The 15860-nt window shown below is 41.2% G+C and carries 18 protein-coding genes and 1 pseudogene; 13 read left to right on the top strand and 6 right to left on the bottom strand.

Going from position 1 to position 15860, the window contains the following annotated elements; all coding sequences use genetic code 11:
- Positions 1–101 precede the first annotated feature (101 nt).
- Together AB5618_RS01505 and AB5618_RS01500 are read right to left on the bottom strand one after the other, a co-directional pair.
- Positions 102–2360 (bottom strand): glycogen/starch/alpha-glucan phosphorylase, encoded by a 2259-nt coding sequence (locus AB5618_RS01505; RefSeq protein WP_148462179.1) that lies wholly within the window; start codon positions 2358–2360, stop codon positions 102–104.
- Positions 2361–2501: 141 nt separating this feature from the next.
- The gene (locus tag AB5618_RS01500) at positions 2502–3398 is read right to left on the bottom strand and encodes an AraC family transcriptional regulator (protein WP_226836606.1); all 897 of its coding nucleotides are present in this window, start codon (positions 3396–3398) and stop codon (positions 2502–2504) included.
- Between the two features lie 370 nt (positions 3399–3768).
- Between AB5618_RS01500 and AB5618_RS01495 the strand changes: the two genes are divergently transcribed.
- From AB5618_RS01495 to AB5618_RS01445, 11 genes are all read left to right on the top strand, one after another.
- Positions 3769–4548 carry an HD domain-containing protein gene (locus AB5618_RS01495; protein ID WP_306797063.1) on the top strand — a complete coding sequence of 260 codons (780 nt, stop codon included), beginning with the start codon at positions 3769–3771 and terminating at the stop codon, positions 4546–4548.
- Positions 4542–5108: a M48 family metallopeptidase gene (locus AB5618_RS01490; protein WP_226836608.1), complete on the top strand. Its 567-nt coding sequence runs from the start codon at positions 4542–4544 to the stop codon at positions 5106–5108. Before AB5618_RS01495 ends, AB5618_RS01490 begins: the two co-directional genes overlap by 7 nt.
- Entirely contained in the window at positions 5108–6106 is a 999-nt protein-coding gene (locus AB5618_RS01485; protein WP_118578801.1) for a glycoside hydrolase family 5 protein, read from the top strand. The genes AB5618_RS01490 and AB5618_RS01485 overlap by 1 nt, the downstream gene beginning before the upstream one ends.
- Before the next feature lie 93 nt (positions 6107–6199).
- Positions 6200–7426: an endonuclease Q family protein gene (locus tag AB5618_RS01480; protein WP_226840945.1), complete on the top strand. Its 1227-nt coding sequence runs from the start codon at positions 6200–6202 to the stop codon at positions 7424–7426.
- Positions 7427–7481: 55 nt separating this feature from the next.
- Positions 7482–7943, top strand: coding sequence for a metallophosphoesterase (locus AB5618_RS01475; protein WP_118578803.1), 462 nt, complete (start codon positions 7482–7484; stop codon positions 7941–7943).
- 169 nt (positions 7944–8112) lie between these two features.
- On the top strand, positions 8113–8589 hold the full coding sequence (locus AB5618_RS01470; RefSeq protein WP_118578805.1) for a hypothetical protein: 477 nt from the start codon (positions 8113–8115) through the stop codon (positions 8587–8589).
- Positions 8586–8948, top strand: a complete 363-nt coding sequence (locus AB5618_RS01465; RefSeq protein WP_118578807.1) for a CidA/LrgA family protein — start codon at positions 8586–8588, stop codon at positions 8946–8948. Before AB5618_RS01470 ends, AB5618_RS01465 begins: the two co-directional genes overlap by 4 nt.
- Positions 8945–9637 (top strand): LrgB family protein, encoded by a 693-nt coding sequence (locus tag AB5618_RS01460; protein ID WP_148462180.1) that lies wholly within the window; start codon positions 8945–8947, stop codon positions 9635–9637. Before AB5618_RS01465 ends, AB5618_RS01460 begins: the two co-directional genes overlap by 4 nt.
- Positions 9638–9922: 285 nt before the next feature.
- Positions 9923–10180 carry a hypothetical protein gene (locus tag AB5618_RS01455; protein ID WP_148462181.1) on the top strand — a complete coding sequence of 86 codons (258 nt, stop codon included), beginning with the start codon at positions 9923–9925 and terminating at the stop codon, positions 10178–10180.
- 10 nt (positions 10181–10190) lie between these two features.
- A complete protein-coding gene (locus tag AB5618_RS01450; RefSeq protein ID WP_148462182.1) occupies positions 10191–11180 on the top strand; it encodes a YafY family protein in 990 nt (329 codons plus the stop codon).
- Entirely contained in the window at positions 11170–12165 is a 996-nt protein-coding gene (locus AB5618_RS01445; RefSeq protein WP_306797064.1) for a biotin--[acetyl-CoA-carboxylase] ligase, read from the top strand. The genes AB5618_RS01450 and AB5618_RS01445 overlap by 11 nt, the downstream gene beginning before the upstream one ends.
- A 68-nt stretch (positions 12166–12233) precedes the next feature.
- Here AB5618_RS01445 and AB5618_RS01440 read toward each other — a convergent pair whose 3' ends face one another.
- The 3 genes from AB5618_RS01440 to AB5618_RS01430 are packed head-to-tail and all read right to left on the bottom strand — an operon-like array spanning position 12234 to position 13980.
- A complete protein-coding gene (locus AB5618_RS01440) occupies positions 12234–13001 on the bottom strand; it encodes a hypothetical protein (RefSeq protein ID WP_148462183.1) in 768 nt (255 codons plus the stop codon).
- Position 13002: 1 nt separating this feature from the next.
- Positions 13003–13497 carry a hypothetical protein gene (locus AB5618_RS01435; RefSeq protein ID WP_148462184.1) on the bottom strand — a complete coding sequence of 165 codons (495 nt, stop codon included), beginning with the start codon at positions 13495–13497 and terminating at the stop codon, positions 13003–13005.
- Positions 13498–13980, bottom strand: a complete 483-nt coding sequence (locus AB5618_RS01430) for an RNA polymerase sigma factor (protein ID WP_226855120.1) — start codon at positions 13978–13980, stop codon at positions 13498–13500.
- A gap of 405 nt (positions 13981–14385) precedes the next feature.
- Between AB5618_RS01430 and AB5618_RS01425 the strand changes: the two are divergent.
- A pseudogene (locus AB5618_RS01425) lies at positions 14386–15054 on the top strand (alanyl-tRNA editing protein); the annotation flags it as partial.
- A 383-nt stretch (positions 15055–15437) separates the two neighbouring features.
- Here AB5618_RS01425 and AB5618_RS01420 read toward each other — a convergent pair.
- Complete coding sequence (locus tag AB5618_RS01420; protein ID WP_319017798.1) at positions 15438–15743, bottom strand: DUF6783 domain-containing protein; 306 nt, start codon at positions 15741–15743, stop codon at positions 15438–15440.
- Between AB5618_RS01420 and AB5618_RS01415 the strand changes: the two genes are divergently transcribed.
- Positions 15684–15854, top strand: coding sequence for a DUF6783 domain-containing protein (locus AB5618_RS01415; protein WP_319017799.1), 171 nt, complete (start codon positions 15684–15686; stop codon positions 15852–15854). The genes AB5618_RS01420 and AB5618_RS01415 overlap by 60 nt on opposite strands.
- The last annotated feature ends 6 nt before the right edge of the window (positions 15855–15860 follow it).

The following is a 15860-nucleotide window of genomic DNA, read 5'->3' as shown; positions in this document are numbered from 1 at the left end:
CAGACAGTAACAGAAAAAAAGTAATACTTCAGAGTGAAAATGTGAATATTGTTAAAAAAAATCCCGCGACAGCTATATATACTGCCACGGGATGGACTTTTTTAGTTTAAATGCCAGATATCTTTATTATACTGCTCAATGGTTCTGTCAGAAGAGAAGAATCCGGCTTCTCCGATATTTACGAGCATTTTCTTTGCCCAGCTGTTACGGTCTTCATAATCTGCAAATACCTGATCTTTAACTTTAATATAATCTTTGAGATCCAGCAAAGTCATAAACCAGTCTTTATTCAAAAGCTCGTTATAGAAGTTTCTCAGATGTTCCTCTTTACCAAGCTTCAGCATCGGCTCGCTGACAATAAAATCTACATACTTTTTAATATCAGCATCTCCCTCATAAATTGCTCTGGAATTGTAATCCATCTTCTCATAATGCTTGATAATTTCATCACTGGACTCACCAAAGATATAAATATTATCCTTGCCAACCAGATCGCTGATCTCAACATTTGCTCCGTCCATAGTACCAAGAGTAATAGCACCATTCAGCATAAACTTCATGTTTCCGGTACCGCTTGCCTCCTTGGAAGCCAGGGAAATCTGCTCGGAAATATCGCAGGCAGGGATCAGTTTTTCAGCAGCACTTACATTGTAGTTTTCCACCATAACAAGCTTCATATAAGGTGCTACGTCCGGATCATTCTGAATCAGGGTTTCCAGAGTCAGAAGCAGATGAATGATATCTTTTGCAATGTAATAAGCAGGAGCTGCTTTTGCACCAAAGATGAAAGTAATCGGTCTTTCCGGTTTCTTTCCGTCTTTGATTTCCAGATACTTATAAATAATATAAAGAGCATTTAACTGCTGACGTTTATACTCATGAAGTCTCTTGATCTGGATATCAAAAACACTGTTTTCATCAATCTCGATGCCAGTATTTTCCAGAACAAAATCCTTGCAGATCTTCTTTGCATTTGTCTTGATCTCAAGCAGCTGATCCAGAACCTTCTGGTCATCTTTGTAAGCCAGAAGCTTTTTCAGTTCATCGGCATCTTTCTTATAACCCTCTCCAATAAGTGAAGAAATAAACTTGGTCAGTGGCTGGTTGCAATACATTAACCAGCGGCGGAAAGTAATACCATTGGTCTTATTATTGAATTTTTCAGGATAAATTTCATAAAACTGATGCAGCTCGGAGTTCTTCAGAATCTCTGTATGAAGGGCTGCAACACCATTGATTGAGAAGCCATAATGAATGTCCATATGTGCCATATGAACCAGATTATTGCTGTCAATAATAGCAAGATTTTCAGCCGGATATTTGGCTTTTACTTTTTCATCCAGCTTGCGGATGATCGGAACCAGCTGTGGAACAATGTCTTCCAGATAATGGATTGGCCATTTTTCAAGTGCCTCAGCCAGAATTGTATGATTGGTATATGCACATACATGGGAAACGATTTCAGCAGCTTCATCAAAGTCAATTCCACGCTCACCAAGAAGGCGGATGAACTCAGGAATGATCATACTTGGGTGAGTGTCGTTGATCTGAACGACAGCATAATCAGCCAGATCATGAAGGTTGCTTCCCTTGGAAACTGCCTCATCCAGAATCAGCTGAGCGGCATTGCTGACCATGAAATACTGCTGGTAAACACGAAGCTTACGTCCATCTTCATCACTGTCATCCGGATACAGGAACAGTGTCAGATTGTGGAGAATATCCTTTTTGTTAAAGGTAATTCCATCATGAACCATGGACTCATCTGCCAGATCAATGTCAAAAAGATTAAGGTGGATCGCTTTGTTTTCATAGCCTGCAACATCAATACTATACATGGTAGATTTCAAGGAAAAACCTCTGAAAGGAACCATATAAGTTACATCTGTAGCAGTCAGCCAGGAATCAGGAGTGATCCATGGATTCGGTACTTCATGCTGAAGATTGTCTTCAAAAACCTGTTTGAAAAGTCCAAGATGGTAATTCAGACCAATACCTTCTCCAGGAAGTCCAAGTGTTGCAATAGAATCCAGGAAACATGCAGCCAGACGTCCAAGACCACCATTTCCAAGAGATGGTTCCGGCTCAACGGATTCAATTTCTGCAAGAGATTTGCCATTTTTTTTCAGAAATTCTGCAACCTCATCGTAGATTCCAAGATTGATCAGATTGTTGGAAAGAAGCTTACCAATGAGAAATTCGGCAGAAATATAGTAAATTTTTTTCTTGCCATCGTGATAGCCTTTTGCAGCTAACTGCTCTTTTGTATAGGTGAGAAGTGCTTCGTATACTTCCTGGTCGGTACATGCTGCGCAGTCTTTGTGGAACATGTTCTGGATCATAGTTTCTAAAGCTTTCATAATTATTTTCTCCTTTCGAGAGCGTGTGAATGATGCTCGTTTGAAATCCACCGGTATGCCTGATGCCGTGGACATCACCTTTGTTCGATGGTGTTATATTAGCATATGCATCTCTTAGAAAAATACAACAAAACTGTTCTGTTATGACATTTTTTTGCGGAATTTGTGAGGGGACAGCTGATTGGCTTCCTGAAATTTTTTTATAAAATAACTGGTATTGTTAAAACCTACATCTAGAGCAATGTCCGTCACAGATGCATCTGTATGCAAAAGCAGGGACTTTGCCTTTTCAAGTCTGTAGTCATTCAGGTAGGCTGCTGCTGTTTTTCCGGTATACTGTTTGAACAGCTTCATAAAATAGAATTCACTGTAATTGGAAAGACCGGACAGTTCCTTTACAGACAGAGGCTCACGGTAATGGGCACTGATATAGTCCAGGACCTTTTTTACAGATAAAAGATTCCTGTTCTGTTCGGCATCTGTAGTAATGATGTAATTTCCTGCCAGCATTTCATAAAAAAGCCCATAGAAAAGTCCTTTCAGCTTCATATAATAGAAGGGCGGTTTTTCCTTGTGGCATTTATGGATCTCGCAGAAAAGATGGAAAATATTATTATAATTTTCATTGGCAGGAGTGATCAGATGGGTGAATTCTGCCCGGTTCTCCATAAGCAGGGAGATTACTTTTTCCTGACAGAGATCCCCTGCAGGACCCGCCAGAAAGCTAAGGTCAAACACCACGCTTCTGTAATATAAAATATGTCTGGAATCTGACTTGATTCCATGCAGAACACCGCTGTTGACAATGAGAAGATCTCCCTCTTTCAGACGCAGTGTTTCCCGGTTAAGCCTTGCAAGCCCGTTTCCCTTGTCAATACAGATGATCTCCATTTCTTTATGCCAGTGGTTGTATAAGGAGCGGAAAATCTCACAATTATCTGTATAAGTTTCTACTGGCAGCTCAAAAGAACCATGGGTTTCAAGCTCCTTCATGGTTTCGTCTACGTTTGGTGAAATATCAGGTATTTTATCTGCCATGGCATCCTCCCTGAAAATGAGTATTATCCACAAGCTTCACGAAGCATGCAGAATTGTGTTATCTATGAACTTTGTTCACAAAAACGCCTCGCGGAACGTTACCAGTGAACCGTAACGAAATGTAAACAATAGCGAAATTTGTTTGCTTATAATTAATATATGTTATCATTGTCTTGTATTATACGTTATGCGTCAAACCTTCGCAAGTCTGTAGAAATTTTCGAAAATCTGACGCTTTTATTGGAAAAGAAAACCAGGTGGTTTATAATAAGGATTAAAAGAGCTGCTGTTCAGTATCTGCACATTGACAAAAGCGGTTACTTAATATTCGCTCTGGATGTGCAAAAGATACAGCGGAAAGGAAGGCATTTTGAAGATAGATTTTAAACATGCAAGAGGCGTTTTCGAGGATTATTTAAATGGATATGACAGAGAAGATGAAAAGATAAAATTAAAAATCATTCACACATATGGGGTGGTAAAAAGTGCTCGTGAAATTGGTCACAGAATGCATTTGAATGAGGAAGACCAACAGCTTGCGGAGCTTATTGCCCTGCTTCACGATATTGGAAGATTCCAACAGCTTCGTCTTTATAACAGCTTTTCACCGGACACTATGGATCACGCTGCATTCGGTGTACAACTGTTATTTGAGGGAGAAAATCCGATGATCAGCAGATTCATAGAAGACCGAAGCTATGATGAGCTCATTCGCGTGGCAATTGCCAGACACAGTGATTTCAGGCTGGAAGGAATTCAGGACGAAAGAACTCTTTTCCACGCAAAAATGATCCGCGATGCAGACAAGCTGGACAATTGCAGAGTGAAGCTGGTGGATTCTGTGGAGGCTATGATCGGTGTCCCTCAGGAGCATGCCGGAGAGGGCAAAATATCTCCAAAGGTATGGGAATCCTGCCTGAGAAAAGAGGCAGTTTCATCTCCTGACCGGATTACGTCCGTAGATTACTGGGTGTCCTATGCAGCGCAGTATTATGACCTGAATTTTAAGGAAACATGGCAGATCATGAAAGAAAAGAATTATATTTCCAGGATTATAAAGCGGTTGGAATATAAGGATAAAGACACCAGAGAAAAGATGGAAATACTGGAGCAGCAGATGAACGCTTACATGGAGAAAATCCTATGCTGAGCTCTCAGATTTCTTACCAGATCATCCGCAGCAGCCGCAAAACCATGAGCCTGGAAATTAAGGCTGATGGCAGTGTTGTTGTACGCGCGCCTCTCCGTCTTTCCGAAGCAAAAATTCAGAAATTTGTGGAAGAAAAACAAGAATGGATCCTGAAAAATCTGGAAAAAATCCAGAAAAGAGATGCACAGAAGGAGAACGTACAAAAGCTGTCTGCCCTGGAAAGACAGCATCTGCAGAATAAAGCCTGCGTGGTAATTCCAAGGCGAGTGGCATATTATGCAGAAAAGTTAGGGGTAAGCTATGGGAAAATTACCCTGCGTCAACAGAAAACAAGATGGGGAAGCTGTGCCGCAAATGGAAAACTGAATTTTAACTGGCTGTTAATTCTGGCACCTCCTGAGGTGCTGGATTATGTGGTGGTCCATGAGCTTTGCCACCGTAGGGAAATGAATCATTCCCAGGCATTCTGGAAAGAAGTTGAGAAGATCCTTCCAGATTACCGGGAAAGACAAAAGTGGCTAAAAGACAACGGCTGGAGATTAATGGAGGAGGGTTTTTAATGAGAAAAAAAGGAAAAAAATGGTTCGGTTTGCTTATTGCAATCGTATTTTTATGTGCATTCTGTGTACCGGTAGCGGCTGCGTCCAAGCTTCCCAGATTACAGGTAAAAGGCACACAGCTTGTAAACAGCAGTGGGAAAAAAGTACAGCTTAGAGGTATCAGCACCCATGGTCTGTCCTGGTATCCAGAGTATGTAAATCAAAGTGCATTTACTTTTATGAAGAAAAACTGGAAGGTAAATGCAGTGCGTCTTGCCATGTATACTGCTGAATATAACGGCTATTGTACCGGGGATGCATCCAATCGGCGTAAGCTGGAAGCGTGTATTGATAACGGTGTAAAATATGCCACAAATGCAGGTATGTATGTGATTATTGACTGGCATATTTTAAGTGATGGAAACCCTCAGCAAAATCAGAAAGAAGCTTTGAAGTTTTTCAAAAAAATGGCAAAAAAATACAAAAATAATACCAATGTGATCTACGAAATCTGTAATGAGCCAAATGGAGGAACATCCTGGAGTACAATAAAAAAATACGCTGAAAAGATTATAAAAGGTATCCGCACCTATGACAAAAAAGCTGTGATTCTGGTAGGAACGCCCAACTGGTCACAGGATGTAGATCAGGCTGCGCTTTCCCCGGTTAGTAAGAAATACAGGAAAAACGTAATGTACACCCTGCACTTTTACGCAGCAACACATAAGGAATGGCTGAGAGATAAAGCACAGGCTGCCCTTGATAAAGGACTGCCGTTATTTGTATCCGAGTTTAGTATCTGTGATGCTTCTGGAAATGGTGGACTTGATAAAGCTGAAGCAAAAAAGTGGCTGACTTTCCTGGATAAAAACAATATCAGCTATATGGCATGGAGCCTGTCAAATAAGGCAGAAAGCTCTGCATTTATAAAATCCGGCTGCAGTAATACAGGAAAATGGTCCTCAAAGAATCTGACAGCAGCAGGAAAATGGATTACAAACTGGTATAAAAAGAAATAAAAAGAACACATTGGAAAGTGTTTTTTTCTATAGTTTTGAGAATTTTGAGCAGTTGCAAATCAAAATATAAATGACGGAAATGGAGTTAATTAAGTGGAAATAATCGCAGATCTTCACATTCATTCCAGATATTCCATGGCAACAAGCAAGCTTGGAACCCCGGAATATCTGGATCTGTGGGCAAGAAAAAAAGGAATTTCTTTAGTGGGAACCGGTGATTTTACCCATCCTGCCTGGCGGGAGGAACTGAAAGAAAAGCTGGTTCCGGCAGAAAGTGGACTGTATCGGTTAAGAGATGAATATGTGCTGGAAGAGGCGAAAATGCTTCCTGGGGGAGCTCCCCGTTTCGTAATTACAGGGGAGATCAGTTCTATCTATAAGAAGAATGGAAAGTGCCGCAAGGTGCATAATGTACTTCTTTTATCCGGCTTTGAAGAAGCAGATAAAATAGCTGGGAGACTGGAAAAGATTGGAAATATTCACTCAGATGGAAGGCCAATACTGGGACTTGATTGTCACGATCTTCTGGAAATTTTACTGGAAAACTGTGCCGATGGAATGTTGGTTCCAGCACATATCTGGACTCCCCACTTCGGACTTTTTGGTGCCGCCTCAGGGTTTGATACCATGGAAGAATGTTTTGAAGATCTTACTTCATATGTTCATGCTGTGGAGACGGGATTATCTTCAGATCCACCTATGAACTGGCGTTTATCTGCACTTGATGGACTTCAGCTGATCTCAAACTCAGATGCACATTCTCCATCAAAGCTTGGAAGAGAGGCTAACTTACTGGACATTGAATTGTCCTATCAGGGACTTTATGGTGCTGTACAATATGGAAAAGGTCTTCTTGGAACACTGGAATTTTTCCCGGAAGAGGGCAAATATCACTATGACGGACACAGAAAATGTCACATCTGTCTGAGCCCGGAAGAAGCAGAAAAGTATCATGGAATATGTCCTGTATGCGGGAAAAAACTGACTATGGGAGTGAATCACAGAATTATGGATCTGGCTGATAGAGAAAATGGGTTTGTGAGAAAAAATGCCAGACCTTTTGAGAGCATTGTACCTCTTCCTGAGGTGATTTCTGCCTGTGTTGGAAAGGCTGTAACCACCAAAACAGTCACTGGTGAATATGAAAAGATGCTTCAGAAACTGGGAAATGAATTTGATATTTTAAGGGAAATTCCCATTGCGGATATTGAGAAAGAAAGTAGTCACATGATTGCTTCAGGCATTCGGAAACTTAGAAACAGAGAAGTAATCTGTAAACCTGGATTTGACGGCGAGTATGGGAAAATCTGTCTGTTTTGAGGAAAAGGCTGTTTTTTGAAAAAATATAGATGAATGTGGTATAAGGAACGGTGAAATGATAGAAAATAAGAGAATTAAAATTGGAATTATTTCAGATACACATGGTCTTTTACGGACAGAAGTTCTGGACATATTACAGTCCTGTGACTGCATTTTTCATGCTGGAGATGTGGACAGACCGGAGCTTCTGGATACTATAAGATCATTGGGCGCTTTATATGTAGTGCGAGGAAACAATGATGGATACTGGGCACAGAATCTGCGAAGAAGCTTGAACTTTACAGTGGGAAATGTGAAATTCTTTATGGTTCATGACAGGAAAGATGTTGCCTGGGAGTTAGGGGATACCCAGGTGGTGATTTTTGGACACAGTCATCAGTATTTTGCAAAAGAAATTGACGGAAGGCTGTGGCTGAACCCTGGAAGCTGCGGCAGAAGCCGCTTTGGTGGAGACGTGACCATGGCAGTTATGACCGTGGAAAACGGCAGCTGGCAGGTGGAAAAAATCGTGCTCTGAACAGTCGCAATGTGGAAAAAAGGAATATCCAGAACACAGTTTTACAATTATGTTGTAGAAAAATTGGGAAAAACAGGGGAGAGAATTGTCGAAAGATGACATTGCAATTTTAACAAGATAATGTATAATAGGGCAGAAGAAAAAGCCATGAAAGAAATGAGGATTTGCAGTGGAGAAAAAAGAAATCGATGTGAAATTCATTGTAGGAATTGTCATTCTTCTGGTGATCTTTGGCGTAGTAGGCGGCTCGTTCTGGAATCTGGTTGCCAGACAGGCACAGAAAGACAAACAGGAGGAAGCCCGTCTGGAAAATGAAGCCATAAGAGCTATTTATGTGGAAGCCGGAGATATACTGAAGGAAATGGTATTCGTAGATATGGATAAAAAAACTGTTTTCAAGGCAGCGATTCCCAAGGAAGGAATTTATAACAAAAATGATAAATTAATTGCCGGGGATACCTTGGAAAATGGAGATATGGTGAAAATCTACGGTGACAGAAATATGACAAGATCCATCCCTGCACAGTATCCAGGGATTACAAAGATGAAGCGAAATGGCAGGGCTTCTCTTGAGGAGCTTCAGCCTTATCTGGAAATTGCAAATGAACTTCTTTGTGGAGACAGCGAGGAGGAAGACAAAAAGTGAAGTATCTGAGGCAATTTTGTATTATTTTGCTGGTTTCAGCGTTGGGTGAGGGATTACATATCCTTTTGCCTCTTCCGGTACCGGCCAGTGTATATGGTCTTGTGCTGATGCTTGGAGCACTTGCAAGCGGAATTCTGAAACTTGAGCAGGTAGAGGAAGCAGCAGATTTTCTGGTTGAAATTATGCCGGTTATGTTCGTTCCTGCAGGTGTGGGACTTTTGGAAGCGTGGGGTGATCTGCAGCCAATCTGGCTTCCTGTTGTGCTCATAACAATTCTGACAACCGTCATTGTAATGGTAGTTACTGGACGCAGTACTCAGTTTGTGATCAGAAAGGACAGGGGGAAAGATAAGAAATGATAAATTTTATAGAAAATTCCCTGTTTTTCGGGGCGGCATTAAGTCTGGCTGGATATGAGGTCGGTCTTTTGCTGAAGAAAAAGTTTAAAATGGCGCTGTTTAATCCTCTTTTGATTGCAATTCTATGTGTAATGGGAATGCTTCAGCTTATGCAGGTGGATTATAAGACCTACAATGCAGGCGGTCAGTATATCAGTTATCTGCTTACTCCTGCTACAGTATGTCTTGCGGTACCGCTTTACAGACAGCTTACTCTGCTTCGTAAGAATCTGAAAGCTGTCGTTATAGGAATTGTTTCCGGTGTACTTGCAAGTATGGTTAGTGTCTTGATTTTTGCAAAGCTGTTTGGACTTTCCCATTCGGAGTATGTTACTCTGCTTCCGAAATCCATTACTACAGCCATTGGAATGGGTGTATCGGAAGAACTTGGCGGACTTGTTACGATCACGGTTGCAGTTATTATTATCACTGGTGTGCTGGGAAATGTGATTGCGGAGGCAGTCCTTAAAGTGGCAAAAATTGAGGAGCCTATCGCGAAAGGTCTGGCACTTGGAACTTCAGCCCATGCCATAGGTACATCTAAGGCAATGGAACTTGGTCCTGTAGAAGGTGCTATGAGCAGCCTGGCAATTGCCGTTGCCGGACTTCTTACTGTTATTGCCGCTTCTGTGTTCGCTGGATTTATGTAAAAACATGTTTGTGGATTAACTACTATGAAAGTATAGCGAATAAATAAGCCTGTAGACATGTTCATTTAGATTTTGTAAAAAGGAAAACGTCTGATTCTGTTTGAAACAGGTTCAGACGTTTTTTTATTACTCAAAAAGCGAACAGATATTCGAAAATGATGGATTCATACCGTTTTATAGGACTGATATTGTGGTAGACTAGTCTCATGAAGAAAATATGTTCGGAAAATACGTTCGGTATTTGATGGCGGATGATATTGGAGTTTGGGAAACGGAGGAGATATTATGTGGAAATCAGGCAGAAATATTAACAGCAGAAGAGCTGCCCTTGCAGAGGGATATATGGAGGATACACAGGAGAGCCGCGGCAGGAAATTTTCCGGGAGCACAGCCATGATACTGGGACTTTTTATTACATTGGAGCTCATGATCGGGGGAGCTATGATCTTTAATTATGATTTTCATGGTGCAGATCTTATTGCTCTGCTCTTTGCTTTTATGGTATTATATTCTGGAGTCGTAGCAGTATTGACAGATAAATAGGAGTAAGGATATGCCAAAATCTTTCCAGCAGAAACTGAAAATTTTATATCTTATGCGAGTCTTTTCTGAGAAAACAGATGAGGCACATCCCATGAGTGTGAAAGATCTGATTTCCTATCTGGAGAGTCTGGGAATTCATGCAGAGCGGAAGACGATATATGACGATATAGAGACTTTGCGTGTGTTCGGAATGGATATTATGAATCGAAGAGAGAGACCGTCAGGTTTTTATCTTGCAAGCCGTGAGTTTGAGACTGCAGAGCTGAAGCTTCTTGTAGATGCTGTTCAGTTTTCCAGATTTCTTACTGTTGGGAAATCGCGGCAGTTGATCCAGAAACTGGAGCACCTTACCAGTATTTATCAGGCCAAAGACCTACAGCGGCAGGCAATCGTACTGGATCAGGTGAAGAATACAAACGAGAGCATTTATTATAATGTAGATGAGATACACAGAGCAATTTCACAGAACAGACAGATCAGCTTCCAGTATACAGAATGGACAGTGTCCAAGGAGAAACATTTGAAGAAAGGTGGAGCTCGCTATCAGATCAGTCCATGGCAGATGATATGGCAGGATGGTAATTATTATCTGATAGGAGTCGATGAGAAGAGTGGCATTGTGAAGCATTACCGCGTAGACAAAATGTTGAAGATCTTTACAGAGAATGAAGCAAGAAATGGTGCCGAACTCTTCCGGAAATTTGACAGTGCCAGATTTGCTGCCGGTACTTTTGGAATGTTTGGAGGCCGTGAAGAGAAAGTTAATCTGGAATTTGAGAACCATCTTGTGGGTGTAATGATTGATCGATTTGGGCAGGATATTATGATCATGTCCAAGGACAATGAGCACTCCGTCACCAGGGTACAGGTGAATGTAAGTACACAGTTTTATGGCTGGCTTGCTGCCCTTGGAAATAGCGTGAGAGTGATTTCACCGGAGAATGTGCGAAAAGAATACCGGGATTTTTTAAGAAAAGCCCTGGAGAATTATGAAGGATAAAAGCATGACGGTTAAATCCAGACTTTTGGAGTTATTAGAACAGCATAAAGGTGAAACTTTATCTGGCGAGGATATTGGCAGGGAGCTTTCCTGTACACGAGCCGCAGTTTGGAAAGCTGTGAACAGTCTGCGCCAGGAAGGATACCCCATTGAGGCCGGACCGAATAAGGGATATATGCTTGCAAGAGAGAGTAATCTGATTTCAGCAGAGGGAATCAGACTTTTTCTGGAGGATCCACAGGTTGAGATAAAAATATTTGATGCAATCAGCTCTACCAATCTGGAGGCCAGGCAGCTGGCTGTGAGCGGAATGGCTGGACACGGCTCTTTTGTTGTTGCCATGGAGCAGACAGCAGGAAGAGGACGAAGAGGCAGGGAGTTTTATTCTCCTAAAGGCAATGGGATTTATCTCAGTGTTATTCTGGAACCGAAGGGGACACTGGAGGGCAGTCTTCTGATCACTACTGCAGCAGCTACTGCAGTGTATAAGGCTGTGAAAGAAGTATGCGGTGTAAAACTTGGAATTAAATGGGTAAATGACCTGTACAAGGATAACCGTAAGGTTTGTGGTATTCTTACAGAGGCGGTCACAGATTTTGAAAGTGGAAATATAGAATTTGCAATTGTAGGAATTGGGCTGAACTTGTACGTTGAGCAGGAACAATTCCCCAAAGAGCTTCAGGAAATTGCCGGAGGAATCTACGAAGATGAACAATCCTCCAGAACTGCGGACAGGAACCGCCTTGCAGCGCAGATTGTGAACTATCTTCTGGAAGAAACCCGGGAATTGAAATTGTCAGAAGAATACGTGGAACATAATATTGTTCCGGGAAATGAAATTACAATTACAGATAATAAAAGCAGCAGAAGTGCCAGAGCATTAGCGATTTGTCCAGATGGGAAATTGCTGGTTCAGGAGACTGATGGCACTCAGAGTAAGCTGGCTTTTGGAGAAATCTCAATAAAAATACCGCCGATAAAATAAATTTATCGGCGGTAAAGTTATTAGAAATATTATGTGGCAGATACCTGACTTTTATTGGAATAGTTACTCTATTTTGCAGAATTATTGTCTGGCTCAGCAGTAATGAATGGTTGAACTGAAGTAGTATCCGAAATTTTGATATCGGTATTCTTTATTACATTATCCGCATTCTGATCTGGCTGTGTTGTTGAAGACACTGTTGAGGCAGGTGCTGATTTTGTATTCATTTGTGGAGCGCTGTTATCAACAGGCTGTTGATAAGGACGATATGGCTGCCAATAATGTTCTGACACATCTTTTTTACAATCAGCTTTTTCGTCAGGAGAGATGCTTTTGATTTTTCCTGTAAGAAGCTGATAACCGGCAACGATGATCAGAATTCCAATGATAACAGAAGGAATCTGGTACATGATATCCTGTATAATAATAGCCAGAGAATTTGGTAAAATCCAGAAGAGCAGATCACGGAAACCATTCCAGAAAACAGCAACTCCGAAAACAATCAGGAGAATTGCCGCAATTTTAATATGTTTTTGCGAGAGCCTGATATTATTCTGAAATATACGGTCAAGATGCAGAATATAGTTATCCTCTATCGCGTAAAATTCTTCTTCCGGCAGTTCTTTCAAGTTATGAACATGGAAGAAACTGTAGAACCATAATACAGGAAGAAAGATAACCAGAGAGGAGATATTAAGCCCTCCGGCAATTGCGATAATAGCCCAGAATAGAGTCATAATGCTGATTCCCTGCTTAAAGAATCCCATATACATTTCTCCCGCACCAGGAATCAGGGAAGAGATAAAAAGCAGGAATCCCTTTTTTTGTTTTTGCATGTTAGTTACCTCCGTTTGTTATTGTATTTGAAATAGAATTAATGTAGTTGACAACTTTCTGGGGAGCATCAGAGATTCCATCTGTAATTCCATTTGAAAAATTACGTAATGAAGTTCTAATTTCCCGGCGCGTTTCAGATGATTTGGCTGTGGACTGCGGAAGCTGAGGCGAGACGAAGTCCATTTGCCCAAGGCTGAACAACATAACCAGTGCAAGTACGACTCCGACTACAGTGCGGAGCCCCTCATAGAAAAACCGCATTTTATAGGTGGCATCCGCTGCTGTTTTCTGTATCTGAATATCAGGAGCTGTAACACGTTCCATAATTGTTCCTTTCAGATAGGCGGGAGCTGAGGATGCATGATCTGTATATTCGTCCACAAGCTGGTTAAGACAGTAGTCGCAGTGATTCATATGTTCCAGAAATGCAATGATTTCATCAGTGTTCATCTCTTCATTTTGAAAATTATTCAGGTCATTACTATTGATATGCATTTAATCGCTCCTTTCTGCCAACATTTTTTTCAACATGTTTTTTGCACGATATAGCTGTGTCTGAATGGTCTTAGGGTTTTTGCCTTCTTTTTGCGATATTTCTGTTACGGACATTTGTTTACAGAAATGAGCAATGGCAATTTCCTTGTAAGGACTTTTCAGGCCGCTGCATATCCGAAATACCTGCTGTTCCGAATCAGACTGCAGATACTGTTCCTCTGGGGAAGAATGATTCTCCAGATCAGGAAGCTGTGAGAAATAAATATCTTCCGTTGGAATTGAACGGCGTCCGGCAGCTTTTAGGAAATCAAGGCATTTGCGTACTGCAATTTTGCTAAGCCAGGCTTTTTCATAAAGCCCATCGAAGTGGGCGAGACTTTTGTAGGCAGACAGGAATACCTCCTGAGTGAGGTCTTCTGCATCGAAAGGATTACCTACTGATTTCAGACATATGGAATATATCAGATTCTGGTATTGGTCAATCAGATATTCCAGATATTCTTCCTGTGAAATGTTATCAGCCTCCTTCCTGTCCGTTCTCTAATTATAACGCGACTGCCTGATAAAGTTCTTCAAAAATAAATAAAAATTTTGTAATTATTCAGCTGGTACTATTTTGCAAGGTGTTTTTACTATGAAAGTCCCGGATGGAAACCATGAATGAGCCATGCTTGCATGAGAGAATTCATAGATATCGGATGGGTTAGAGCGTGTTTGAAAAGGCTTTATGCAAGGTGTGCGTCACACTTTGTGGGAGATTGCGGCATATTTTGAACACGTCCTGAAATGACTAAATACAAAGAAAAAATAAAAATTGCGGGAAGAGCATAAATAGACTATAATCAGTTTCGTGAATAAAAGATAGAAATAAATCCTGCTGTTTAATTTATGAAAGAAGGAGCATTTATGTACGAGACAAAAAAGTTATATTATGAAGATGTATATAAAAAAGAATTTACCGCCAAGGTGTTGGAGTGTCGTGAGAGCAAGAAAGGCTATGAAATAATTTTAAACCAGACAGCTTTTTATCCAGAAGGAGGCGGACAGCCCAGTGATACCGGTATATTAGGCGGAATAAATGTTAAGGAAGTTCATGAGAAGGATGGAGAGTTAATTCATTATACAGATGGGCCTTTGGAAGTCGGTATGGATGTAATAGGAAAAATTAACTGGGGCAGAAGATTTGATCTTATGCAGCAGCATTCCGGAGAGCATATTGTAAGTGGGCTGGTACACGAAGCATTTGGATATGACAATGTGGGATTCCACATGGGAAGCGATGTGATCACCATCGATTTCAACGGAATGCTGGATGAAGAACAAATGGCCGAAATCGAAGCGAAAGTGAATCAGATTATCTGGGAAAACCAGGAAGTTGAGATTTTTTATCCTACAGAGGAGGAACTTAAAAATCTGGATTACAGAAGCAAGAAAGAGCTTTCCGGATGGGTTCGTATTGTGCGCTTTCCAGGAGCAGATACCTGCGCATGCTGCGGAACTCATGTGACGCGTACTGGAGAAATTGGAATGGTGAAGTTGCTTTCTGTGGTGAAATTCCGTGAGGGGGTTCGTATGGAAATGCTGTCAGGTAAGCGAGTGCTTGATTATCTGAATATGGTAAATGAACAGAATCGTCAGATTTCCGTGAAGCTGTCTGCGAAAATGGACAAAACAGCGTCAGCGGTAGCAAGGCTTCAGGATGAAAATTTTGCTCTGAAGGGAAGAGTACATGCGTTAGAAGAAGAATTTATCGTTGGCGAAGCTGCTAAATGGAAAGAAAAAGAGAATGTGCTTTTATTCCAGGAAGGAATGGAAGCAGGAAGCGTTCAGAAGCTTACAGATGCAATTTTACAGGTCTGTAAGGGGCGTTGTGCAGTATTCTCCAGGAATGCAGATGGAAGCTATAAGTATGCTATGGGAGAAAAAGACGGAGACTTACGTCAGTTTACAAAAGAGATGAATGCAGTATTGAATGGCAGGGGAGGCGGTAAGCCTTTCTTTGTACAGGGGTCTGTGCAGGCTTCCGAGAAAGAAATTCGAGCCTTTTTCGAAAATAAATAGCAGTTGTTCAGTTCCTTCGCAAAAGCACCTTGCGGAATAGCACCCGCTGAATAGTTGCAATAAATAATAAAAGAGGATTGAAAAAAATCCGTATTAGAGCGTGTTTGAAAAAGCATTCCCACAATATGTACGCCCCACTTTGCGGTATATTTTGCCCGAATTCGGTTGTCATAGCCCGCTACGATGCCCTCCTCCGGACAAAATCTCCCACAAATTGTGACGCACATCTTGCAGAAGTCCTTTTTTCAAACACGCTCTGCGGAAGAAAGGAAAAGCTGAATTATTTTTCAAGATAATCAGTG

Origin of the sequence: Ruminococcus sp. J1101004sp1_RTP21198st1_B9_RTP21198_201120 (genome assembly GCF_040924245.1) — a bacterium.
GTDB lineage: Bacteria > Bacillota > Clostridia > Lachnospirales > Lachnospiraceae > Blautia_A > Blautia_A faecis.
This window is presented reverse-complemented; position numbering and strand designations above follow the sequence as displayed.

What these genes read in the sequence shown, in the direction of transcription:
- AB5618_RS01505 (WP_148462179.1), bottom strand. Translation starts at nt 2,360, where the DNA reads ATGAAAGCTTTAGAAACTATGATCCAGAACATGTTCCACAAAGACTGC.
- AB5618_RS01500 (WP_226836606.1), bottom strand. Translation starts at nt 3,398, where the DNA reads ATGGCAGATAAAATACCTGATATTTCACCAAACGTAGACGAAACCATG.
- AB5618_RS01490 (WP_226836608.1), top strand. Translation starts at nt 4,542, where the DNA reads ATGCTGAGCTCTCAGATTTCTTACCAGATCATCCGCAGCAGCCGCAAA.
- AB5618_RS01485 (WP_118578801.1), top strand. Translation starts at nt 5,108, where the DNA reads ATGAGAAAAAAAGGAAAAAAATGGTTCGGTTTGCTTATTGCAATCGTA.
- AB5618_RS01475 (WP_118578803.1), top strand. Translation starts at nt 7,482, where the DNA reads ATGATAGAAAATAAGAGAATTAAAATTGGAATTATTTCAGATACACAT.
- AB5618_RS01460 (WP_148462180.1), top strand. Translation starts at nt 8,945, where the DNA reads ATGATAAATTTTATAGAAAATTCCCTGTTTTTCGGGGCGGCATTAAGT.
- AB5618_RS01455 (WP_148462181.1), top strand. Translation starts at nt 9,923, where the DNA reads ATGTGGAAATCAGGCAGAAATATTAACAGCAGAAGAGCTGCCCTTGCA.
- AB5618_RS01450 (WP_148462182.1), top strand. Translation starts at nt 10,191, where the DNA reads ATGCCAAAATCTTTCCAGCAGAAACTGAAAATTTTATATCTTATGCGA.
- AB5618_RS01445 (WP_306797064.1), top strand. Translation starts at nt 11,170, where the DNA reads ATGAAGGATAAAAGCATGACGGTTAAATCCAGACTTTTGGAGTTATTA.
- AB5618_RS01440 (WP_148462183.1), bottom strand. Translation starts at nt 13,001, where the DNA reads ATGCAAAAACAAAAAAAGGGATTCCTGCTTTTTATCTCTTCCCTGATT.
- AB5618_RS01435 (WP_148462184.1), bottom strand. Translation starts at nt 13,497, where the DNA reads ATGCATATCAATAGTAATGACCTGAATAATTTTCAAAATGAAGAGATG.
- AB5618_RS01415 (WP_319017799.1), top strand. Translation starts at nt 15,684, where the DNA reads ATGTACGCCCCACTTTGCGGTATATTTTGCCCGAATTCGGTTGTCATA.